Here is a 21,111-nt window from a genome sequence, read left to right on the forward strand (position 1 = left end):
TGAGGTTTTGATTGAAATACCCAAAGCCGCCGCGGTCTATGCATGAGCTGACGACGACTCGATGGCCTGTACCAGAAACGCCGTGGCTCCGGTGCCGCAGGGCTTGTCGTAGTAGTCGATAAAGCGCTGGTCAGCAAGATAGCCGTGGGCGAGGCCCAGGTATGCTTCGTCTTGGGGCTTGTGCCCCCAGTTAAGGCCAATCCATCGACGGTGCATCGCGACAAGTTTGCGGGCCTCGCTTCCATCCGTATCGCCGTCGCCCATGGCAATCGAAAGCTGGCCCAGAATAGCGCGTTCAAGTTCCTTCATGTCGTTCCATGTCTCGGGGTCCATGTCCAGCAGTGCTTCGTTTGCTGCGTCGATCGCCTCGTCGCCATAGCGCGCCCGCGCCTCGGCACCGTAGCGCTTCTCGTTTTCCTGCACGGAGCGCCAGCGCTCCAGTTGCGGCAGGACGGCGCCCATGAGCGAGACGGCTTCGTCGAGCGACATGCCGGTGTTTTGCGCCAGCCGCGGGGCACAATCCTCGATCATCGCTTCCATGGTGGTGTCGTAGGTGTACTGGCCGTGGTCGTAGCACCACTTGCAGTAATGGTCGGTCGTGGCGCCCACAGCATCGGTGCCGCAGTCGTCGGGTGTGAGTATCATGCCGCAGCTCTGGCAATAGTGCTCGGGCATTTCGAGCAGGTGGGACAGCGGTTCTCCGGTTACGGCGGCAATGAGCTTCATCATGTCGATGCCCGGGGTGACTTCGCCGCGTTCCCAACGGCTGACGGCTTGGCGTGTGACGAAGAGCTTGGCGGCGAGCTGCTCTTGGGTAAGGTGATGGGCGCGGCGAATGGCAATGAGCTTTTCTGCAAAGGCCATAGCGACTCCTTTCTGCTGGTTGATGGCTTAAGCATACGCGGCGGCCAGCTTCCTTCCAAGCAACCGTTGGTTGCACGACGGGAGACCGCGGCGAAGAATTGCGCGCTGCACCCCACACCTCCATGCCGTACAATGACCGGCATGGAACCTATCGCACACATACATACCGACCTGCCGCAGAAGTTCGGCATTCCGCGCAACAGCTTTTTGGCGCCCCACCTGCAGGGACGCATCGTCTTTGAGCCGGAATTTGCCTCCAACGCAGCAGTTGAGGGTCTGGACTCCTTCTCTCACCTATGGCTGCTGTGGCGCTTCGAAAACGGAACGCCCGGCGGCGCGGCTAAGGATATAGCTGCCGATGCCAAGACGCAGGACAGGTCCGGCACCAACGTCAAGTGGTCGAAGACTGTGCGCCCGCCGCGTCTGGGCGGAGCCGAACGCGTGGGCGTGTATGCCACGCGGAGTCCGTTTCGCCCCAATCCCATCGGTCTTACCTGCGTCAAGCTCAGCCGCGTTGAGCGCACCGACGACGGCCCCATCATCCATGTACTGGGGGCCGACCTGCGTGACGGCACGCCCATCTACGACATTAAGCCCTACATCCCGTTTGCGGACTGCCACCCGGATGCGACCGGCGGCTGGATTGAGGGTGCTCCGTGGCAAGAGCTCGATGTTGAGTTCCCGCAAGCGCTTCAAGACATGGTCCCGCCCGCAAAGCTCCCCGGCCTGGTCGAGGTTCTTCGCCAAGATCCGCGCCGCGCGGGCAGCAAGCACGAGCCAAACCGCGTTTACCACTTGGCTTACGCCGGACTCGACATATCGTTTACGGTTGACGGGGCCAGGTTGACGGTAACCTCCATCAACGACGCGCGAGACTAGCCAGCCATTCGTCCGCACCCGTCAAATTAAGCGCCAAACCCCATGCCAAAATCGCCTACGCTGGTGGACAATAACGCTTACCGAATCATTCCGCTCTGCACGGGGGCTCAGCATGAAATACGACTTCACTTCAATCATCGACCGCCATGGCATGGACTCCATCGCCGTTGACTCTTGGGGTGAGATCCCCGGTATGGCTCCGAACGCACCCGACGAGGGCTTCGACCGCATTCCCATGTGGGTGGCGGACATGAACTTCGCCACGGTGCCTACAGTCCAGGAGCACATCATTCAGCGCGCCCAGCACCCCATGTTTGGTTACTTCAATCCGCGTTCCGAGTACTTCGACCGCATCATCGAATGGCAGAGCCGCCGTAATGGCGTCGAGGGCCTGGCGCCTGAGCATATCGGCTACGAAAACGGCGTGCTGGGCGGTGTCGTGTCGACGCTGCGCGCGTATGTCCAGCCGGGCGATGCGGTGTTGGTCCACAGCCCCACCTACATCGGCTTCACCAAGTCCATCGAGGCCGCGGGCTATCGCATTGTCCACAGCCCGCTTCAGCTCGACGACCAGAGCGTGTGGCGCATGGACTTTGAGGATATGGAGCGCAAACTCGCCCAAAACCACATCCATGCCGCAGTGTTCTGCTCGCCGCACAATCCCTGCGGCCGCGTATGGGAGCGCGACGAGATCGAGCGCGCCATGGACATTTATCGCAAGCACGATTGCGTGGTGATCTCGGACGAGATTTGGTCCGATATCATTCTGCCGGGACACAAGCACATCCCGACGCAGTCGGTGAGCGAGGATGCCCGCATGCGCACGGTTGCCCTCTATGCGCCGAGCAAGACGTTTAACCTGGCGGGTCTGGTCGGCAGCTACCACATTGTCTACAACGAGACGCTGCGCGACCGCATGTGCGCTGTGTCTAACAAGACCCATTACAACGAGATGAATGTCCTTTCGATGCATGCGCTTATCGGTGCCTACCAACCGCAGGGCTACGAGTGGGTGGGCGAACTCAACCAGGTGCTTGCCGACAATATCGAGTACTTCTGCGATTACGTGGACGAGCATTTTGAGGGCGTGTCCTATTCGCGTCCGCAGGGCACGTACATGGTGTTTCTGGACTGCACCGAGTGGTGCCGCGAGCATGGCCGCGATATTCAGTGGTTGCTCGACGAGGGGGCACGTGTGGGCGTGGGGTATCAGGATGGACGTCCGTTCCATGGCCCCTGCCACATTCGCGTGAATCTGGCACTGCCGCTTTCGCGCGTAAGGGAAGCGTGCGACCGCCTAGACCGCTACGTTTTTGGGGTATAGGGGTCGCACGATTCGGGTACTGCGGATTGCGCCCGTGTCGTCAATGTGCGTGGGCGCATAGGGCGCAGAGGGTTGCGAGCGCGTTTTCCACGTTTGCTACTTTTCTTGAATTTGCTTGCCGCAAAGGTGTTCAACCGTAATTTCATACAGCTGGACGCCCCTGATACTTTGCTTGATCTCCTCTTCGACCTCTTCGGCAGAAGGATAGTACTTGAGGGCAAACTGTCGGACTTTGTCTTCGACAAACGCCGGGTCATCGTTCACGAGGCGGCAACGGCCGAAAACCACGGTGCTTTGAACATAGGGTGCCCAGTCGTCGTCTTTGTACCAATCGTTGCCATAGACGGTAAAGCAGACTTTGTCGCTGCGTTTGAGTGCATCGACCTTATGCCCCGCCTTGGCTCCATGAAAGTAAATTTTGTCGTGCTCGGGGTCAAAGTAGTAGTTAACGGGAATGGCGTAAGGATAGCCGTCGTCTCCGTTGACGGCAAAAATGCCGCGTTTGCAATTAACAAGCAGCTCTCGTGCCTCTTGATCGGTGATAGCACGCTTCTTTCTACGAAGAGGTCTAAACATCGTGGGTTTCCTTTCTTTCCGCGTGTTGCGTGCACGGCGGTGGGTGGTATGTCTACATCAAGATACTAGTTCAGGCTGCGAGGCCGACGGGAACATCCTATTTGTCGCAGATTGAAACGCACTTTTTTGTTGTGGAAGGATTGTCCCTCACAACTCGTCGTCTAGGGGCATTCTCGATGGCTGGTTCCGTTTGCGGGGGAGGCGTGGGACAATACCGACCAAAAGCGATTGCTTGTCCTGAAAAAAAGGGGGTCTCGATGAAAAAGCTGAGGACGCTGGCCGATGTGTTGCGTCAAGCCGGTTTCGTGCGCATCACGGGCCTTTTTCTCGTCTTTTATCTTCTGTGTTCAATGGCTGTTTGGCTCTCTGAGCCAACAACTCTTACGTTTGGCGATGGCCTTTGGTTTAGCTTTGAGACCGTATCGACGATCGGCTTTGGCGACATTCCGGCCGAAACGCCGGTCGCCCGTGTCATCACGGTCGTCCTGAGCGTTATCAGCATTTTTTACATTGCCATGCTCACGGGCGTGGCGGTGAGCTACTGCAATATGCTCATCAAGATGCATCAAAAGGACACTATGACGCGCTTTATGGATGATCTTGAGCATTTGGAAGAGCTCGATCGTGACGAGCTCGCCGATCTGTCGCGCCGCGTGCGCGAATATCGCCGGCGCCAGCGCTAAAACGGGCGCCGCGCGTCACGATGAGGGGGACTGAATTTGAATATCACCGTGTATCTGGGTGCCAGTATCGGCAATGACCCGGCGTTTCTGCCTGCGGTGCAGGAGCTGGGCAACTGGATTGGCGCCAACGGGCACGCGCTCGTGTACGGCGGATCCAAGTCGGGCCTGATGGGCGCGCTCGCCGATAGCGTGCTTAATGCCGGCGGGCACGTGACGGGTGTGGAGCCGAGCTTTTTTATCGAGGCCGAGTTTCAACATGACGGTATCGACGACCTCATCGTGACGAGTGATATGGCGGAGCGTAAGGCAAAGATGATCGAGCTCGGCGATGCGTTCATTGCCTTTCCCGGTGGGACGGGCACGCTCGAGGAGATTGCCGAGGTTATGTCCGCGGTGTCGTTGGGGCACCTGAGTGCTCCGTGCATCCTGTATAACCTGGACGGTTACTACAACGACCTCAAGGCGCTGCTCGGACACATGATTGATAAGGGTTTATCAAGCCCACGGCGCCAGCAAGGCATTTACTTTGCCGAGGATCTGTACGAAATCGCATCAATTATCAACGGATAAGCCTTGAGCCTGTCCCGCCGTGGTCCCCGGTGGCTCCGTTTGCAGCGCAGACGGTTGGCTCGTCTGGGCCACACTCGCTCTACAATAAAACGTATCTATGTCGACTTTGACCGCGGGAGGACCCGATGGATAAGCTCGCTAAACCCACAAACCGCGCGCTGTTTTTAGTTAGCGTTGCCGTGACCGGTGCGTTCGCAGGTGCCGCGGTCTGGCTGTTCTTTTTTGTGATGGAGCACGGCATCGACTATCTATGGACCGAGATTCCGCACGCACTGGGCGTCGCTTCGCCCGAGCTCGCCAGCGGCCCGTTTGGCTTTCTGCCGTACCCGTTTTTTGTCTGCCTGCTGGGCGGCCTGTTAATCGGTCTGTACGAAAAGATGACAGACACCAAGACCGATAACCTCAATCAGGTGATGGCTAAGGTCAAGCAAGATGGGCGCTACCCGTACGACAATCTGGGCAAGCTTTCGCTTGCGGCATTGCTGCCGCTGCTGTTTGGCGGAAGTATTGGACCGGAGGCCGGCCTGACCGGCGTTATCGCGGGCCTGTGCAGCTGGGTCGGCGACCGCATGCGTCGCTTTGGCGCCGAGTTTAGGGAGCTCACGCTGCTGGGTACCCAGGCTGCCCTGACGGCGCTCTTTACCGCGCCTGTGTTTGGCTTTGTGGCGCCGCTCGCCGGTAGCGCCGACGGCCAGGGCGAAGATGCCGACGATGAGTCCGCGTCCAACGAGATCACCATCAAGCTGCCCAAGGCGCAAAAGACCGTGGTCTACGGCATTGCGATTGCCGGCGGTCTGGGCACTTACCTGTTGCTTGGCCAGCTCGTGGGCGGCGGCATGGGCATGCCCAGGTTCGAGTCCGCCGAGGTGGGCAACCTGGAGCTTGCCTGGCTCATTCCGCTGGCGTTGCTCGGCACCGTTTGCGGTTGGCTGTACTTTGTCTCCGAGCACGCGAGCGAGGCGCTGTCCCATGCAATAGGGGAGCGTCCTGTCGTCAAGGCCATGATGGCCGGTCTGGCGCTCGCCATCTGTGGCACGCTCCTGCCCTACACCATGTTTGCCGGCGAGACCCAGGCCGATGTGCTCATGGAAACCTATCTGACCATTCCCGCCGGCGTGCTTATTATGACCGGTCTGGTCAAGGCCATGCTGACCCCCGCCCTCATCAATATGGGCTGGCGTGGCGGTCACTTCTTCCCGGTTATCTTCTCGGGCGTAAGCCTGGGCTATGGCCTTGCCATCCTCACCGGCGCCGATCCGGTCTTTTGCGTTGCCGTCTGCGCGGCATCGACGATGGGCGCCGTCATGCGCCAGCCTGTCATGGTTGTGGGCCTGCTGCTCATGTGCTTCCCGCTCAAGGGCATCGTCTGCATGATCATCGCCGCAGCCATCGCCGCCGGCATTCCGCTGCCCAAGCCGCTGCGCAAGTAGCATATTGCGCTTTGCGTTTGTTCAGAACTCGTTTTGAAGAAGCCGTGCGAGGCCATTTGTTTACGGCCTCGCGCGGCTAATGTTTAGAGCTTCCTCAGCACAATGGCGATGGTGTTGAGGTATTCGAGCGCGCCGGCTTCAACGGCAGCGCGGTCGCCTGCTGCGTACTCGTTGTCGCAGGCGAGCCAGTCTTTCCATGCTTCGTCCGTGCAGAGCATAGGCTGCATCGAGACAATCTCGACGCCAGGGGTCGGCTCGATCATGGCGCGCCACCAGGCTATGTCGTGCATATAGTCGAGCTGCTCGGGTGTCCAGGATTTGAGCAGGCAAACGGGCAGGTTGTCGTGGCAGTCGTAAACCATGCCGGGGATGCTTAAGTAGAGCATCCCGCCTTGCTTTACGTAGGGGAGTAGGCGCTCACCCAGATAGTGTGGGTCACGGCCGTAGTAGTTGTACGAGTCGATACTTACGACCGCATCAAAATAGTCGTGCTCAAACGGCAGCCCCTGCGAGGCGTCTGCCTTAACAGGGTGAATCGTGTCGCGCGAGATACCGAGCGAATCGAAGAACGCACGGTTTTCGACGGGGTCGCTCCACAGATCGACGGCGTAGGTGTCAAACCCGTATTCGCGGGCGAGTAGGGCGCTGGTGATACCGGTGCCCGATCCAAGGTCGCAGACGCGGACGCCGCAGGGGATATGCACATCGCGAAGCAGCTCTTCGCAGAGCTTGAGGGGATTGGGGCCCATAATCTTAGAGCGTACGAGTGTCGCGCCGAAGCTAGTTGCTTTTGGGAAGGATTGAGATTCCTGGGTTTGCATTGTTCTTTCCTATCAGGTGCAAAAATGGCAGATGACGGAGGCGGAACGGCGCAACAAACCACGGCCGTTGGACGGCCGTTTTCGTGGTTCTATGCGATTGACCGTTCCCTAAAGAACAATGACCAAAAAGACATCACCTTTGGATGATCGAGACTGAGCCGAGACCCGTGACGTTTATATTGTAAAACATCACGGGCGTGCCGGGATATGCCGTTTGTCACGGATTTGCGAGCGTCTAGATCTCGCTTGGCATCGGCGCTATTTCCAAATCGCGAGCGCGGCGGTGCCCAGGACGATGAAGGCGAGACCGATGGCGCTGCGCCGTGAGAGTTTTTCGTTGAATGCCAGGCGCGCAAATAGTACCGATACGACAATCGATAGTTTGTCGATCTGCACCACGACGCTCACCTGGCCTGTGGCGATGGCGTAGTAGCACAGCAGCCACGATGCGCCAGTCGCAATGCCCGATGCCGCGAGAAATACGAGTTCGTAGCGGTCTACGTGCACGGCTTGGCCCATCTTGCCTTTAGCTGCCACGATTGCCCATGCCATAACCAGTACCACACAGGTACGGATTGCCGTGGCCAGGTTGGACTCGACGCCTTCGATGCCAACCTTGGCAAGGATGGACGTGAGCGCCGCGAACACGGCGGCGCCGAGGGCGTAAGCGAGCCAGGTCCGGTCTTGCTGCCGCTCGGGTCCGGCAGACTGCTTCTTCTCGATCATTAAAAACGTGCCGAGGGTGATGACAGCGGTTCCCACGAGCTTAACCGCAAGGTTGCTCGTCTCGCCAAAAAGCACGATGGCGATCAGTGCAGCGAGTACGGTGCTCATCTTGTCGACCGGTACGACCTTATTGACGTCTCCGATGCCCAACGCCTTAAAGTAACAGATCCACGAAGCACCGGTAGCGAGTCCCGAGAGGACGAGAAAGAGCCAAGATCTGGGCTCGATGCTGCCGATGGTTCCAATGGATCCAGAAATGCCCGCCATTGCCCAGGCGAAAACGAGCACCACGCAGGTGCGAATGGCCGTCGCGACATCGGAGTCGGTCTGCTTGATGCCGCATTTGGCCAGGACTGATGTGACGCCGGCAAAGAAAGCCGACACAAATGCTGCTGCGACCCACGACACGGGTGAAATGCCTCCCCAAAGAACGACCGCGCCAGATTTACGGCGCTCGTCCGATGATACCGTCCCGCCATGAAGCTTTGATATCGCTGTGGTGAGATAGGGGCCATAGTTCGAGAGGGCATTTGGTTAAGGCTCGAATCGAAGGTGAATGGTTTTCCGCGAAGTGAACGAGTAAATCTGGACCCCTGGAACATGCACACTTTTTTCGAACAAAACTGCAGGATTCTTAGACAAAAACCGCAGGAATTGAGTCCTTAAAAATGTCGATGCTACAGGGCACTGTTTTTACTCGTTCACTTCTCGGAAAAGTATTCACCTTCGATATGCTGACGGTGTCTTTTTGGTTGCCAAGAACTAGACGGCCTGCTGTGAAGGGCGGTGGTGACGCTATGCCGCCTCGTTTCATTGAAAAAATAAGCGGGGTACCACCTAAGCTTTTTTAGCCGTCGATTACAGATCGCGTACTCGATAAACCTTGGTGCTGACAGCGCAGCTGATTACACATAGTGCGAGCGCCAGTACTGCAGTTCCTGCACACAGACAGCCAAGGACGGTGGGATCGGGATTCGCCCCGGCAATCGACATAAGCCAGTTGCTGATGGGGTTGGATGAGCTCAACGTGGCCATGGCAAGGCATCCGAGCAGGGCAAACAGGCCAACGGATAGGCGCAGCGCCTCCATGTGTCCAAATCGAAAGAACAGCGGCTGCGCCAAAAACACCATCATGAGGGAGATGAGCATCGATGCTGCCGAGGCGATTGCGATTTCAAAGACCGCCTGTCCCGTCGAAGGAATGCCCGCGCTGTTGAAGAGCGGGATGGCGACGATACTCAAAAGCGTGGCGGCGCACGTCATGACGGCCGAGAAGACAACGATGCTCAGGTAGCGTGCGCAGATGATGTCTTTGCGCGAGAGGGGCAGCGTTGCCCGATAACGCTCCCATCCGTTTTGATTGTCGAAGCCTGCCAGCGAGCTCATGACCATGATAGGCGACATGGCGCTGAGCGCGCAGGCGCCGGCACTCATGCCGGAGTCGCCACCTGACGTGTTGGCGAGGGTCAGCACAACGAATATGAACAGGCCGACGCCCGCTATGCTTGGGACAAGCGTGCGAACGATGGCGAGCTCGGACATAAAGGCGCGTTTCATTTCGAAGCCCCTTTCAGCGTGAGGCGTAGATAATCGCCAATGGTTGCCCGATCGCAGGGAATCTCGGGGAAGGCCTCGAGCGTTTCGCGACGGTTGGGCACGAGCACGTCCACGCTATAAGCGTGGTGGGCGGCACGGGCGCCTTCGACGCAAGCCATAAGCTCGGCGGCCTGCGCTTGGGTACAGTGGGCGATGCCGGCGCGGTCGGTAATGTCCTCGCGCGGCAGGTCAAACACAATCGAGCCGTTATCGATGCAAATGATGCGGTCGGCAGCGCGATCGAGGTCGGACGTAATGTGACTCGAGAGCAGCACGCTGCGCTGGCCGTCGGCGACAAAGGCAAGCAGCTCATCGAGCAGCTCCTCGCGTGCCATGGGATCAAGACCCGCGGTGGCTTCGTCCAAAACGAGCAGCTTGGCCTTGTGGCTGAGCGCACAGGCAAGCTGCAGCTTCATGCCCATGCCGCGGGAGAGGTCCTTGACCTTCGCCTTGGGATCCAAGCCAAATCGGTCGATGAGGCTGGCGAAGGTGTCGTGGCTCCAGGTGGGGTACGCCGGGCTTACGAGTGCCTCAACTTCGGTCACCTTGAGTGTGGAAGGGAAGGGGCATGTGTCCAGCACGAGGCCGATACGGGTGCGCAAGCAGCGCTGCACTTCACCGGGTACGTCGGCGCCACAGCACTGCCCAAACAGGTGCACCTCGCCGGCATCGAGCTTTATAAGCCCGAGAGCGGCGCGAATGGTCGTTGTCTTGCCGGCGCCGTTTGCTCCCACAAAGCCAACAATCTGGCCGGGCTCCACGGCGAGCGTGACATCGCGTAGTGAAAAGCGGTCGCTTACAGCGCGTGAGATGCCTTTGAGTTCAAGCAAGTTTTGCATGGTATAGCCTTTCTTGCAGATGGCTACTGCATGGTTTCGGGGGCTACCAGGTCGAGCATTTCGTGCAGTTTGCCGCGCGTGACGCCCAAGGCTTCGGCTTGGCTTGCCGCTTTCGCAAGCAGGTCTTCGATATGGCAGAGTTGGTTTTCGCGCAAGAGCTCCTGGTTGCCCTCGGCGACAAAACAGCCCTTGCCCTGCACGGTGCAGATAAACCCGAGTTGCTCTAGGTCGGCGTAGGCGCGCTTGGTGGTGATGACGCTCACACCCAGGTCGCTCGCGAGTGCACGGATGCTGGGGAGTTTGGCTCCCGCAGCGAGCGTGCCCGATAAGATCTGAGCTTTGACTTGCGAGGTTATCTGCTCGTAGATGGGGTTGTCGCTCGAATTGGATAGGATGATGTCCACAGCGGCTCCTTAGCTGTTGGGCTACACGTGTATATAACCGGTAAGCACAGTATATATACACTATGCACAGTTATGCAAGAGGCAAATAAGGATTGTCCGCTCGTTCATTCATCTCAATCTGTAACATCTGGAACCGATTTGGACGGCTACCTGTTACAGATTGAGATTTTGCTGGTGGGCCCCACCTGGTTGTCTCAATCTGTAACAACTGGAGAAGTTTTTGGCTGCTAGATGTTACAGATCGAGATCTTTCTGGGACGCCCACCTGTTTGTCTAAATCTGTAACAGGTAGAGGTTCAAAAACCGTCTAGATGTTACAGATCGAGACAAACTGCTGCGGAGTGCCGTCATCGACTGCTACACAGGCCCCAACTGATGAATTTGTCCTGATAGGTGCCCTAGAGTGAGATTTCGCGGCTACAATAGTGCGGTTACAACGACGTAATGCATTCAATGCAAGAAAGGATCCGCATGGCAAGCCTGTCGGATGAAATCTCGTCGCGCCGCACATTCGCGATCATCAGCCACCCGGATGCCGGTAAGACCACGCTTACCGAGAAGCTGCTGCTCTATACCGGCAGCATCCAGACCGCCGGCTCGGTCAAGGGCAAGAGCTCGGCCAAGCATGCCGTCTCGGACTGGATGGACATCGAGAAGGAGCGCGGCATTTCCGTCACCTCCTCGGTGCTGCAGTTCACTTACAACGGTGCCTGCGTCAACATCCTCGATACCCCCGGTCACCAGGACTTTTCGGAGGATACCTACCGTACCCTTATGGCCGCTGACGCCGCAGTCATGGTCATCGACGGCGCCAAGGGCGTCGAGGCCCAGACCAAGAAGCTCTTTAAGGTCTGTACGCTGCGCCACATTCCCATCTTCACCTTTGTGAACAAGCTCGACCACGAGGCTCGCGATCCGTTTGAGCTCATGGAAGAGATCGAGAATGTCCTGGGCATCAATACGTATCCCATGAACTGGCCGATCGGCAGCGGCCGCAATTTCCGCGGCGTGTTCGATCGTCAGACCCGTCGCGTCATTGCCTTTGAGGGCGACGGTCACGCCAACGCCACCAAGAAGGTCGCCGAGGTCGAGGCCGAGCTGGGCGATTCTTCTATGGATGAGCTCATCGGCGAGGAGAACCATAAGAACCTGATGGACGACATCGAGTTGCTCGATGGCGCCGGCGACGAGCTTGACTTGGATGCCGTGGCCTGCGGCAAGCTGAGCCCGGCGTTCTTTGGCTCGGCGCTTACCAACTTTGGCGTGGAACCCTTCCTTAAGGAGTTCCTGCGTCTGGCCCCGACGCCGCGTGCCTATACCGATACGCTTACCAGTGAACCGGTCGATCCCTGCCGCGACGACTTTAGCGGCTTTGTGTTTAAGATCCAGGCCAACATGGACAAGAACCACCGCGACCGCATCGCCTTTGTGCGCATTTGCTCGGGTAAGTTCGAGCGCGGCATGGATGCCTTCCACGTGCAGGGCAACCGCAAGCTTAAGCTTGCCACGGGCACGTCGATGATGGCCGACGACCGCGCCATCGTGGACGAGGCGTACGCGGGCGATATCGTGGGCCTGTTCGACCCGGGTATCTTTAGCGTCGGCGACACCGTGTGCTCCGGCAAGCGCCATGTGCAGTATCCGCAGATTCCGACGTTTGCCCCCGAGATGTTCGCTCGCATTACGCAGGTCGACACGCTCAAGCGCAAGCAGTTCGTCAAGGGCATGGAGGAGCTTGCCCAGGAGGGCGCCATCCAGATCTTCCGCGAGCTGGGTGCCGGCATGGAGAGCGTCATCGTGGGCGTGGTCGGCGTGCTACAGTTTGAGGTGCTCGAGCGCCGCCTCAAGGCCGAGTACCGTGTTGAGGTTCGTCGCCAGCCGCTGCCCTATACGGACATTCGCTGGATCCAGAACGACCCCGACACCATCGATATCCCGGGCCTTTCGCTCACGCGCGACACGCTGCGCGTCGAGGACATGCGCGGTGGCAAGCTGTTGCTGTTTACGAGCCCGTGGAACGTGGATTGGGCAACCGACCACAACCCCGACCTTATCCTGTCGGAGTTTGGCAACGTAGTCTTTTAACGCATCGGCGCGGTGGCCCTGTGGGGCTGCCGCGCTGCCTGCTTGCCTGATGCCGCATGAGCGGCTATCATGCCCACCGTCGCCTCAAGACCGGGGCGTCCGAGCAGTTCGGGTCCGATATCCTGCTCGTTAAACCTAAAACCAAAGGAGTACATAATGATCAAGAAGGTCATGGAGGACTACAAGGTCCTGTTGCGGAGCATTCCCGCGGCAACGGTTTCGCTGTTTTTCGTGAGCGTCATCATGATGAACCTGCTGGCCAACAAAGAGCTCATCAGCCTGCCGTATCTGGCACTCGATTGCGGCTTTGTGGTGAGCTGGGTCTCGTTTTTGTGCCAGGACATGATCTGCAAGCGCTTTGGCGCCAAGGCATCCATCAAAATCTCTATCCTCGCACTGGCGGTCAACCTTGCCGTGAGCCTGTGCTTTTGGGCGTGCTCGCTCACACCCGGTATGTGGGGCGCCTACTACGACACGGGCATGATCGAGGTCAACACCGCCCTTAACGCCACCATCGGCGGCACCTGGTACGTGGTGCTGGGCTCTTCGCTGGCAATGTTCGTTTCTGCCGTGGTTAACTCCACGCTCAACCAGTCGCTCGGCCGTATGCTCAAAAAGAATAACTTTGCGAGCTTCGCCTTCCGCTCCTATGTGTCCACGGGTGTTGGCCAGTTTATCGACAACCTGGTCTTTGCCATTGTAGTGAGCCACACGTTCTTTGGTTGGACCTGGGTGCAGGTCCTTATGTGCTCGCTGACCGGCGCTGTCGCCGAGCTGCTGTGCGAGGTCTTCCTGAGCCCCGTGGGCTACAAGGTCGTGCGCGGCTGGGAGCGTGAGAATGTGGGCGCCGAGTACCTTGAGCGTCACGCAACCGCCTAAGGAGCAAGTATGCGGGTTTTGATTACGGGCGCTTCGGGCGGTATCGGAGCCGCGTGCGTGCGGCGCTTTTTGGACGAGGGCCACGAGGTCGTGGGCTTTGATCTGCTGCCGGCGGTGATCGAACACGAGCGCTACCGCCATCTGATTGTTGATGTCCGCGAGCCGGGCTCGTTTCCAGGCGACCTTGAACCCCAAGTGATCGTGAACGTTGCGGGTACGCAGGATTCGGTCGACGATATCGCCGCCAACCTGTGTGGCACCATCAACGTGACCGAGCGCTACGCCTTTGTGGGGGAGGGGCTTGCTGCCAAGCCGGCGCCCGCTATCAAATCCGTGGTCAATGTGGGGTCGGCGAGCGGGCATACGGGATCGGAGTTTCCCGCCTATGCTGCCAGCAAGGGCGGCGTTATCGCCTACACCAAGAACCTTGCAAACCGCCTGGCACCGCAGGCCATCGCCAACAGTGTGGACCCGGGTGGCGTTATCACGCCGCTCAACCGTTGCGTGATGGAAGACGAACACCTGTGGAACCAGATTATGGAGCTTACACCGCTTAAACGCTGGGCAACCGCCCAAGAGATCGCCGAGTGGATCTACTTTGTGGGCGTGACCAACCGGTTTATGACCGGGCAGAGCCTGCTCATTGATGGCGGCGAGGCCGGCCGCACACAATTTATTTGGCCCGAATAGGAAACGCGCCCGATGGAAAGCCGTCGGGCGTATTTTTGATGTATCGATTTTTAGCCGAGACAAGTCCAGTTGACGGGGGTCGAGCCGTGCTGTTCGAGTAGCCGATTGGCTGCCGAGAAGGGTCGCGACCCCATAAAAGCGGGGAGTTCTGCCGTGGCGCGGTTGGCCGAAAGCGGCGAGGGGTGCGTGGAGGCAAGGCAGAACTTGCCGGTTGTTTTGCCCGCGCCGATTGCGGCGAGCTTGCCCTCAACCATCTGCTGGGCAAAGCGGCCCCATGCCAAAAAGACTACCGGTTGGGGTAGCTGGCAGCAGCGTTCGATAACGTAGTCGGTGAGCGTACTCCAGCCCAGCTTGGCGTGTGAGTTCGCGGCATGCTCGCGCACGGTGAGCGTAGTGTTGAGGAGCAGGACGCCCTGTTGTGCCCATGGCGTCAGATCTCCCGTGGCGGGAATGGAACAACTCAGATCGGCTTTGAGTTCCTTATAGATGTTGCGCAGGCTTGGCGGCAACTTGGTTTGCGTCGCGGGGACCGAAAACGATAACCCCATGGCCTGGTTGGGCCCGTGATAGGGATCTTGGCCCAAGATGACAACTTTGACCTGGTCGGCCGGCGTGTAGGCGAGGGCATTGAGGATGTCGTCTTGTGCCGGGTAGATGGTCTGCTCGGCACGCAAAAGGGCGATGCGCTCGAGCAGCTGGTTCGTAGTGTCACGTACCGGCTGCGGCGCATCGTCCAACCAAGTTGCTATGTTGCGGTCGCGAGTTGCGGTGTCCATGGAGCTCCTTTATGGCAAATGCTATGTTGGCATCTATTGTAAAGGCGCACCGGTTGCCTTTATGCCGCGGCTGTATGAGGGGCGAGTCCACCGCCGCCTACACCATTATGGCGATGCTGGAGGAGGGCCTGGACGTGAGCATGCTGTATCGCCGTACCGTCGAGGGCATGCGGGCCGATATTCGCGTACGTCCCATCGTGCACGCTCCCTCACGTGACGTAGTGGCGGCCTGGCTCAGCTGGGACACCATGCCTATTGCCACGAGGCGCTTTATCGACTACATGAGCTCGCATATCGTCAATTAATGACTGGCGTGGCGTTGAGTGCGGTGTTTAGCAGGCTGTCGCTTTGGCTTGGGTGGCGCGATGGGTGCGTGCCGGGTGGCAGAGTAGTACCGCCACGACCATAAAGAACGCCGTGGTGCCCAGGCTGATGGGGTAGACCATCATGATGTTCGCAAAGGTGCGGAAGTGCGGGAACACGCAGAATACCCAATAGAAGCGGATGCCGCAGACGCAGATCATGGTGATAAGGGCGGGCATGAGCGAGATGCCAAAGCCGCGCAGGTAGCCGGACATGTTCTCGTACAACATGATAAAGGCGTACGCAGGGAAGATAGAGCACACGCGGATATAGCCGATTGAGACGATGTTGGGATCGCTGTTGAACAACGACAGGATCTCGCGCCCCAGGCCGACAATAACAATAATCGTGATGAGCGCGACGACACCGCCTTCGACCAGGCAGACCTTAAGGGTCTTGGTGCAGCGGTCGATCTGACAGGCACCGTGGTTTTGTCCCACAAAGGTGGTGCAAGCCTGGCTAAAGCTGTTGAGCAGGTTGTAGCACACGCACTCCAGGCTCACGGCGGCGCTCGAGGCCGCCATGACCTCGGTGCCCAGGCTGTTGATGGCGGACTGGATGATGATGTTGGCGACGGCAAAGACGGCGCTTTGGATGCCGGCGGGCAGGCCGATCTTGACGATGCGCTTGAGGGCGACGGGGTCGATAGCAAGGTCGCGCGGGGTGACGCGGACGACGGAGTCGGTCTTGAGCAGGCGGATAAAGAGTGTAGCGGCGCTGACGGTGTAGGCGATGACGGTGGCGATGGCGACACCCGCGACGCCCCAGTGGAGTACGGGGACAAAGATGAGGTCCAGGCCAATGTTGAGGGCGGTGGACACGGCAAGCGCTTGCAGCGGCATGCGGGTGATGCCGACGGAGCGGAAGATCGCGGCCTCAAAGTTGTAGAGCAAGATTGAGGGCATGCTGAGCAAAAAGACGCGTAGATAGAGCGAAGCGAGCGGCATGGTCTCGGCGGGAACGTTGAGCGCGGCGAGCATGGGCTCGGCAAAAATCTCGCCCAGAGCGATGACGACAAAGCCCACGAGCGCCATTAAAATCGAGGTATGGACGGCGCGTTTGACCATATTCTGATCGTTGCGGCCGATAGCGTTGGCGATGACCACGTTGGAGCCAAGCGACATGCCAATAAACAGGTTGAGCATAAGGCTGGTAAGCGGAACATTGGAGCCGACTGCCGCCATGGCGAGGGTTCCCTGGTCGCCCGAGAAGTTACCGATAATGACCGTGGCGATGAGGTTTGACAGCTGCTCCAAGATGCTCGTGGCGGCCACGGGCAAGGCGAACAGGGGGATATTGCGCCACAGTGAGCCGGTGGTCATGTCGATGTGCTTAGATGCGGTATCAGCCATACGCTCTCAATCTCTAACGTGCTATTTCGTGCTTATTTGCGCAGACGATGATACTCCTAATCACCTAGTCATTGGGGGCGTTCTTAAACGACTAGTCATTCAAGAACGCCCCCAATGACTAGGTGGGGAAGGCGTGCGACAATGGTGTACGTTGTGTTGTTCGCGCTAAGGAGTTGCCATGTTGTTGTGTCCCGTTTGCCATGAGCCGTTGGTGGACGACGAGCGCGGTGCTGCATGCGCGGGCGGACACCGGTTTGACCGCGCGCGCGAGGGTTATCTATATCTGCTACGTTCGTCCAAGAGCGGCGACTCCATGGGCGATCCCAAGTCGCAGGCACGCAGCCGTCGTGACTTTTTGAACCGTGGCTACTATGCGCCGCTGCGCGATGCAATGGTCGAGTTGGTGCGCAAACGGGTTTCTGGGCGTGCTGCGTCTACAGGCGGCCCCATGACGCTGCTCGATATTTGCTGCGGTGAGGGTTACTACACCAGCGCGATGGGCGCGGTGCCGGGCGTGGACGCTTATGGCTTTGACCTGGGCAAAGAAATGGTACGCCTGGCCGCCAAGCGCGGCGATGCGACCTATTTTGTGGCCAACATGAAAGACATCCCAGTGGCCGATGGCGCCTTCGATATGGTGACCGAGCTCTTTGCTCCCTTTAACGAGCGCGAGTTTGCCCGCGTGTTGGCGCCGGAGGGTTCGCTCTACACCGTGGTGCCGGGTGCCCGTCATCTCTTTGGGCTCAAGGAGGTGCTCTACGACACGCCGTACCTCAACGACGAAAAGCTTCCGAAGACGATGGAGCTTAAACTGGTCGGCACACAGCGGGTGTCCGCGAATATTACGCTCCAAACCCAGGCCGACATCGAGGCGGTGTTCCAGATGACGCCGTACTACTACCGCACACGCCCTACCGACAAAGAGCGCCTGGCAAACCTGGACACCCTTAAAACCGACATCGACTTCATCATTGCCGAGTACCGCCACAGCTAACCAACCTGCCAAAAAGGGACAGGTTTATTTTGGCAGGTTTTACCTGGGCAAATGTAAAGGGCCGACCGCGTTACTACGCGATCGGCCCATGTTAGTTGCTTGGCTGCAGGGGTTATGAGAAGCGAGTGCCTACAAGCGGTCCTTGTTCTCGGCCTTAACGGCGTGCGCCTGCTGAACAAAGAACAGGTCGTAGACCACGATGACAAAGGCACCGATATTGACGGCGCTGCCGCCGAGTGCGGGAAGCGTGAGCACGGCCTGCGCAATCGTGGCGATTGCGGCAACGATGCCGAGCTTAAACGCGCTATCCACCTGCGAGGGCTTGTTGGCGCCCTTGATGCCCGCAACACCTGCGGAAAGATCGACAATGCCCTTGACGACAAGCACGACCGCGGCGAGCATGGCGTTCGACCCGTACGTGGAATCGAGGCTGCCCCTGGCGATACCGATACCGGCGATGACGAGGTTGGCGATGCCCAAAACAAAGTAGATGAGGGCAAGGATTTTGAGAGTCTTGCGAGCGGAGCTCATGGCTGGTCCTTTCGATACGAGTACGCCGATCTGGCGTAGCCCATGTGCTGCACATATGGTGAAGCACATTGTAGTTCAACGCAGCGATGCGTGCGCCTGAAAGCGCTTTGAGCCCGCGCAGCCCAATTCGACCTTTCAAAAAGGAAAGCTGGACGTAAGCCAAATCGATGGCAGCTCATGTGCGGCGCTGCGATGATGAGACCGTAACAAGGAGCTGTTCTTAAGGAGGAGCCATGATGTACGGAGCAGGGCGAGTGCATGAGCCGCGGTCGTTGGGAAGGCGCATGGGCGATTCTGTGATCGCTGCCGTGTGCACGGGATTGATGGCGGTGCTTTGCATTGGGATGCTGTGGGCCATGTCGCATGTGGGACAATAGCGGACGGTTGGGTGCTGGCATAAACGGCGCTCACGTATTCATTTTGCTTGTTAAGGAGTACCCATGGGCGTCGTCGATCCCTTTTCTGTTGCTCGGGCCGCGGGGCTTGAGCTGACCGGGAAGTCCGCGGGCCTCACGCTCACCGACGGCACGATGGAGTTGCGTGCCGATTTTGACCGCATGCTGCCACGGCTCAAACAGGGTCGTCTGCAGCAAGAGCTGTTGGTAAAGGCTGCGCGCGCAAAAGGCGTCGAGTGCCCATGGGCGATTGATGCCACGGCAGGCTTTGGCGAGGATTCGCTGCTGCTGGCGGCTGCGGGCTTTACCGTCGATCTGTATGAGCAGGATTGCGTGATCGCGGCGCTCCTCAAGGATGCCTTGGATCGCGCGGCAGATAATCCGGCGCTTGCGACTGCCGTGGCACGCATGCGCTTACATGCGGGCGAGGACAGCATTGCCGGCCTTCACCATATAACTGAGTTGATCGGGCAGGGCGAGCTCACCGCTCCCGACGTGGTGTATCTGGACCCCATGTTTCCCGAGCGCACAAAGAGCGCGGCGGTTAAAAAGAAGTTCCAACTCTTGCATCATCTGGAACAGCCGTGTGCCGATGAGGAGACGCTGGTCGAAGCTGCGCTTGCGGTGCGCCCGCGCAAGGTCGTTATCAAGCGGCCGGTGAAGGGGCCGCTGCTTGCTGGCGTTAAGCCGAGCTATCAACTTGCGGGCAAGGCCGTTCGTTACGATGTTTTGGTGCCGCCGCGCCCGTAGCTTGCGGGCGATGGTTGGCGCTCGGTCAGTGTCGTGCCGATGCGGGGCCTATTTCCAAGGGTGCGACGTCAGGTGCCAGCCGCCGCAGTATTCGCATTTGTAGCAGGCCAAACCACGCCGCCCGCGGCTTTCGCAGTCGGCCATAACGGCCTCGGCCTCGGCGCGTGTGCCGTAACGGTTTTTGCGCTCGCACGACTTGTAGCGCCAGGCTTCATCGCGCTCGGCGTTCAGGGTGTCGCGGCGCTCGTCCTCGCGCGCAAACAGGTCGCTCATAGCGCCACCGGTGGCAGCGCCCAAAAACTCGCTTTTGGCCTTTGACCAGGCGGCTCGCTTTTTGCTTCCCATCTGCTTCTCGCCCCTCTTCAAACGCTGGTATCATTGCTCAATCAAAGTGATACCAATAAACGTGAGGTCGCTGCGTGATGATCAGAAAAACCCTCGATACCGACATTCCCGCCGTCATGGCTATCTATGACGCGGCCCGTGCCTTTATGCGCGCGCATGGCAACGCCACGCAGTGGCCCGAGGGCACGCCTTCTGCCGAGCAGCTGGCTGCCGATATCGCCGCCGGTGGTAGCTATGTGTGCGAAGTCGACGGCCGCGTGGTGGCGACGTTCGCCTTTTTACCGGGCCCGGACGAGTGCTATGACGTAATTGAGGACGGGCAATGGCGCAGCGACACTCCGTACGCCGTGCTGCACCGTGTGGCGTCCGACGGCACCGTGCACGGTATCGCGGCTGCGATGTTCGCCTTTGCCAAAGAGCGTGCCGACCACCTGCGTATCGATACGCATCGGGACAACCTGCCCATGCAGGGCGCGAGTATTAAAGCGGGGTTTGAGCGTGCCGGCGTCGTGTATGTGTCGGACGGCACGCCGCGTGTTGCGTTTGACTGGCTGCGCGAGGCATAAGAGCGGGGGCGCGTATCTACGCTCCATGTAAGCGAAAATGGCCTCGGGTGGGGCCATTTTTGATCGCTGCGCTGTTTTGCAAGGTGGTAGATGCCGCTCGCTGTCGGCTCTAAGGCACCTACGCTCGGGGCAGCTCGCTTCCGCAGTGGCAACACTTGGTCGCGCCTTCGTGCACCTCTTCCAGGCAATACGGACAGACGGGCGCCGGTGCGGCTTCCTCGGCGGTGGCACCGGCGAGCCTGTCGCCGATTTCCTGCGCCTTGTTGAATGCCTTGACGATGGCAAAGACGATTGCCGCCACAATCAAAAAATTGATGCACGAGCCGATAAAGGCGCCAAAGTCGATATTAGTGCCCGGCACCACCAGCCCCGAGATCTCGGTAGCGCTACCGCCGGCAATCACGGAGATAAGCGGGTTGATGATGTTATCGGTAAGTGAGGTCACGATGGCGGTGAATGCGCCGCCGATAATCACGCCGACGGCCATGTCCATCACGTTGCCGCGATTGATGAATTCCTTGAACTCGTTGAGCAATGTCTTCATGGTGACTCCTCGCTGTTGTGGGGTTCGCGTTGTTGCCGCCCCGGATGAGCCCGGGCAGGCAAAAAGGGGAGGTGCCGGCTTTCGCAAGGCGCGAACCTACGAAAATCGCCGCACGGCAACGCGGGGCGA

Annotated in this window: 24 protein-coding genes; 12 read left to right on the forward strand and 12 right to left on the reverse strand. The window is 59.0% G+C overall.

Going from position 1 to position 21,111, the window contains the following annotated elements; all coding sequences use genetic code 11:
• Positions 1-36: 36 nt before the first annotated feature.
• Complete coding sequence (locus ACQQ92_RS06445; RefSeq protein ID WP_427728366.1) at positions 37-864, reverse strand: TipAS antibiotic-recognition domain-containing protein; 828 nt, start codon at positions 862-864, stop codon at positions 37-39.
• Positions 865-1,005: 141 nt separating this feature from the next.
• Between ACQQ92_RS06445 and tsaA the strand changes: the two genes are divergently transcribed.
• Positions 1,006-1,743, forward strand: coding sequence for a tRNA (N6-threonylcarbamoyladenosine(37)-N6)-methyltransferase TrmO (gene tsaA, locus ACQQ92_RS06450; protein WP_427728364.1), 738 nt, complete (start codon positions 1,006-1,008; stop codon positions 1,741-1,743).
• A 112-nt stretch (positions 1,744-1,855) separates the two neighbouring features.
• Positions 1,856-3,067 carry a MalY/PatB family protein gene (locus ACQQ92_RS06455; protein ID WP_427796079.1) on the forward strand — a complete coding sequence of 404 codons (1,212 nt, stop codon included), beginning with the start codon at positions 1,856-1,858 and terminating at the stop codon, positions 3,065-3,067.
• 96 nt (positions 3,068-3,163) lie between these two features.
• Here the strand turns inward: ACQQ92_RS06455 and ACQQ92_RS06460 are convergent, their stop codons facing one another.
• Positions 3,164-3,643, reverse strand: a complete 480-nt coding sequence (locus ACQQ92_RS06460) for a pyridoxamine 5'-phosphate oxidase family protein (protein ID WP_154516961.1) — start codon at positions 3,641-3,643, stop codon at positions 3,164-3,166.
• A gap of 257 nt (positions 3,644-3,900) precedes the next feature.
• Between ACQQ92_RS06460 and ACQQ92_RS06465 the strand changes: the two genes are divergently transcribed.
• From ACQQ92_RS06465 to ACQQ92_RS06475, 3 genes are all read left to right on the forward strand, one after another.
• A complete protein-coding gene (locus ACQQ92_RS06465) occupies positions 3,901-4,326 on the forward strand; it encodes a potassium channel family protein (RefSeq protein ID WP_427728359.1) in 426 nt (141 codons plus the stop codon).
• 36 nt (positions 4,327-4,362) lie between these two features.
• The gene (locus tag ACQQ92_RS06470; protein ID WP_427719368.1) at positions 4,363-4,896 is read left to right on the forward strand and encodes a TIGR00730 family Rossman fold protein; all 534 of its coding nucleotides are present in this window, start codon (positions 4,363-4,365) and stop codon (positions 4,894-4,896) included.
• Positions 4,897-5,021: 125 nt separating this feature from the next.
• Entirely contained in the window at positions 5,022-6,326 is a 1,305-nt protein-coding gene (locus ACQQ92_RS06475) for a chloride channel protein (protein ID WP_427796080.1), read from the forward strand.
• A gap of 83 nt (positions 6,327-6,409) precedes the next feature.
• Here ACQQ92_RS06475 and ACQQ92_RS06480 read toward each other — a convergent pair whose 3' ends face one another.
• The 5 genes from ACQQ92_RS06480 to ACQQ92_RS06500 all read right to left on the reverse strand — a co-directional run bounded on the left by ACQQ92_RS06480 (position 6,410) and on the right by ACQQ92_RS06500 (position 10,712).
• Entirely contained in the window at positions 6,410-7,075 is a 666-nt protein-coding gene (locus ACQQ92_RS06480; protein ID WP_427796081.1) for an SAM-dependent methyltransferase, read from the reverse strand.
• Between the two features lie 330 nt (positions 7,076-7,405).
• Positions 7,406-8,281 (reverse strand): EamA family transporter, encoded by an 876-nt coding sequence (locus tag ACQQ92_RS06485; RefSeq protein ID WP_427796082.1) that lies wholly within the window; start codon positions 8,279-8,281, stop codon positions 7,406-7,408.
• Positions 8,282-8,731: 450 nt separating this feature from the next.
• Complete coding sequence (locus tag ACQQ92_RS06490) at positions 8,732-9,430, reverse strand: ABC-2 transporter permease (protein ID WP_427796083.1); 699 nt, start codon at positions 9,428-9,430, stop codon at positions 8,732-8,734.
• Positions 9,427-10,308, reverse strand: coding sequence for an ABC transporter ATP-binding protein (locus tag ACQQ92_RS06495; RefSeq protein ID WP_427796084.1), 882 nt, complete (start codon positions 10,306-10,308; stop codon positions 9,427-9,429). The genes ACQQ92_RS06490 and ACQQ92_RS06495 overlap by 4 nt, the downstream gene beginning before the upstream one ends.
• 23 nt (positions 10,309-10,331) lie before the next feature.
• Positions 10,332-10,712 (reverse strand): GntR family transcriptional regulator, encoded by a 381-nt coding sequence (locus ACQQ92_RS06500; RefSeq protein WP_427796085.1) that lies wholly within the window; start codon positions 10,710-10,712, stop codon positions 10,332-10,334.
• Positions 10,713-11,183: 471 nt separating this feature from the next.
• Between ACQQ92_RS06500 and ACQQ92_RS06505 the strand changes: the two genes are divergently transcribed.
• The 3 genes from ACQQ92_RS06505 to ACQQ92_RS06515 all read left to right on the forward strand — a co-directional run bounded on the left by ACQQ92_RS06505 (position 11,184) and on the right by ACQQ92_RS06515 (position 14,366).
• Complete coding sequence (locus tag ACQQ92_RS06505) at positions 11,184-12,797, forward strand: peptide chain release factor 3 (protein WP_427719358.1); 1,614 nt, start codon at positions 11,184-11,186, stop codon at positions 12,795-12,797.
• Between the two features lie 156 nt (positions 12,798-12,953).
• Positions 12,954-13,676 carry a VUT family protein gene (locus ACQQ92_RS06510; RefSeq protein ID WP_427728338.1) on the forward strand — a complete coding sequence of 241 codons (723 nt, stop codon included), beginning with the start codon at positions 12,954-12,956 and terminating at the stop codon, positions 13,674-13,676.
• Positions 13,677-13,685: 9 nt separating this feature from the next.
• Positions 13,686-14,366: an SDR family NAD(P)-dependent oxidoreductase gene (locus tag ACQQ92_RS06515; protein ID WP_427747520.1), complete on the forward strand. Its 681-nt coding sequence runs from the start codon at positions 13,686-13,688 to the stop codon at positions 14,364-14,366.
• A 50-nt stretch (positions 14,367-14,416) separates the two neighbouring features.
• Here the strand turns inward: ACQQ92_RS06515 and ACQQ92_RS06520 are convergent, their stop codons facing one another.
• Complete coding sequence (locus tag ACQQ92_RS06520) at positions 14,417-15,142, reverse strand: uracil-DNA glycosylase (protein WP_427796086.1); 726 nt, start codon at positions 15,140-15,142, stop codon at positions 14,417-14,419.
• A gap of 74 nt (positions 15,143-15,216) precedes the next feature.
• Here ACQQ92_RS06520 and ACQQ92_RS06525 point away from each other — a divergent pair, with 74 nt between their 5' ends.
• Positions 15,217-15,447, forward strand: a complete 231-nt coding sequence (locus ACQQ92_RS06525) for a hypothetical protein (RefSeq protein ID WP_427796087.1) — start codon at positions 15,217-15,219, stop codon at positions 15,445-15,447.
• 27 nt (positions 15,448-15,474) lie between these two features.
• Here ACQQ92_RS06525 and ACQQ92_RS06530 read toward each other — a convergent pair whose 3' ends face one another.
• Positions 15,475-16,857: an MATE family efflux transporter gene (locus ACQQ92_RS06530; protein ID WP_427796088.1), complete on the reverse strand. Its 1,383-nt coding sequence runs from the start codon at positions 16,855-16,857 to the stop codon at positions 15,475-15,477.
• A 178-nt stretch (positions 16,858-17,035) separates the two neighbouring features.
• Between ACQQ92_RS06530 and ACQQ92_RS06535 the strand changes: the two genes are divergently transcribed.
• Positions 17,036-17,851: a putative RNA methyltransferase gene (locus ACQQ92_RS06535; RefSeq protein ID WP_154516992.1), complete on the forward strand. Its 816-nt coding sequence runs from the start codon at positions 17,036-17,038 to the stop codon at positions 17,849-17,851.
• A 129-nt stretch (positions 17,852-17,980) separates the two neighbouring features.
• Here ACQQ92_RS06535 and ACQQ92_RS06540 read toward each other — a convergent pair whose 3' ends face one another.
• A complete protein-coding gene (locus ACQQ92_RS06540) occupies positions 17,981-18,382 on the reverse strand; it encodes a hypothetical protein (protein ID WP_427719347.1) in 402 nt (133 codons plus the stop codon).
• Between the two features lie 440 nt (positions 18,383-18,822).
• Here ACQQ92_RS06540 and ACQQ92_RS06545 point away from each other — a divergent pair, with 440 nt between their 5' ends.
• Positions 18,823-19,527, forward strand: a complete 705-nt coding sequence (locus ACQQ92_RS06545) for a class I SAM-dependent methyltransferase (RefSeq protein ID WP_427796089.1) — start codon at positions 18,823-18,825, stop codon at positions 19,525-19,527.
• A 48-nt stretch (positions 19,528-19,575) separates the two neighbouring features.
• Here the strand turns inward: ACQQ92_RS06545 and ACQQ92_RS06550 are convergent, their stop codons facing one another.
• Positions 19,576-19,872 carry a hypothetical protein gene (locus ACQQ92_RS06550; RefSeq protein WP_427794960.1) on the reverse strand — a complete coding sequence of 99 codons (297 nt, stop codon included), beginning with the start codon at positions 19,870-19,872 and terminating at the stop codon, positions 19,576-19,578.
• A 77-nt stretch (positions 19,873-19,949) separates the two neighbouring features.
• Here ACQQ92_RS06550 and ACQQ92_RS06555 point away from each other — a divergent pair, with 77 nt between their 5' ends.
• Complete coding sequence (locus ACQQ92_RS06555; protein WP_427794959.1) at positions 19,950-20,438, forward strand: N-acetyltransferase; 489 nt, start codon at positions 19,950-19,952, stop codon at positions 20,436-20,438.
• 118 nt (positions 20,439-20,556) lie between these two features.
• Here ACQQ92_RS06555 and mscL read toward each other — a convergent pair whose 3' ends face one another.
• On the reverse strand, positions 20,557-20,982 hold the full coding sequence (gene mscL / locus ACQQ92_RS06560) for a large conductance mechanosensitive channel protein MscL (protein WP_154517006.1): 426 nt from the start codon (positions 20,980-20,982) through the stop codon (positions 20,557-20,559).
• Between the last annotated feature and the right edge of the window lie 129 nt (positions 20,983-21,111).

The sequence above is a fragment of the Collinsella sp. SGI.241 genome, assembly GCF_050312955.1.
Lineage (GTDB): Bacteria > Actinomycetota > Coriobacteriia > Coriobacteriales > Coriobacteriaceae > Collinsella.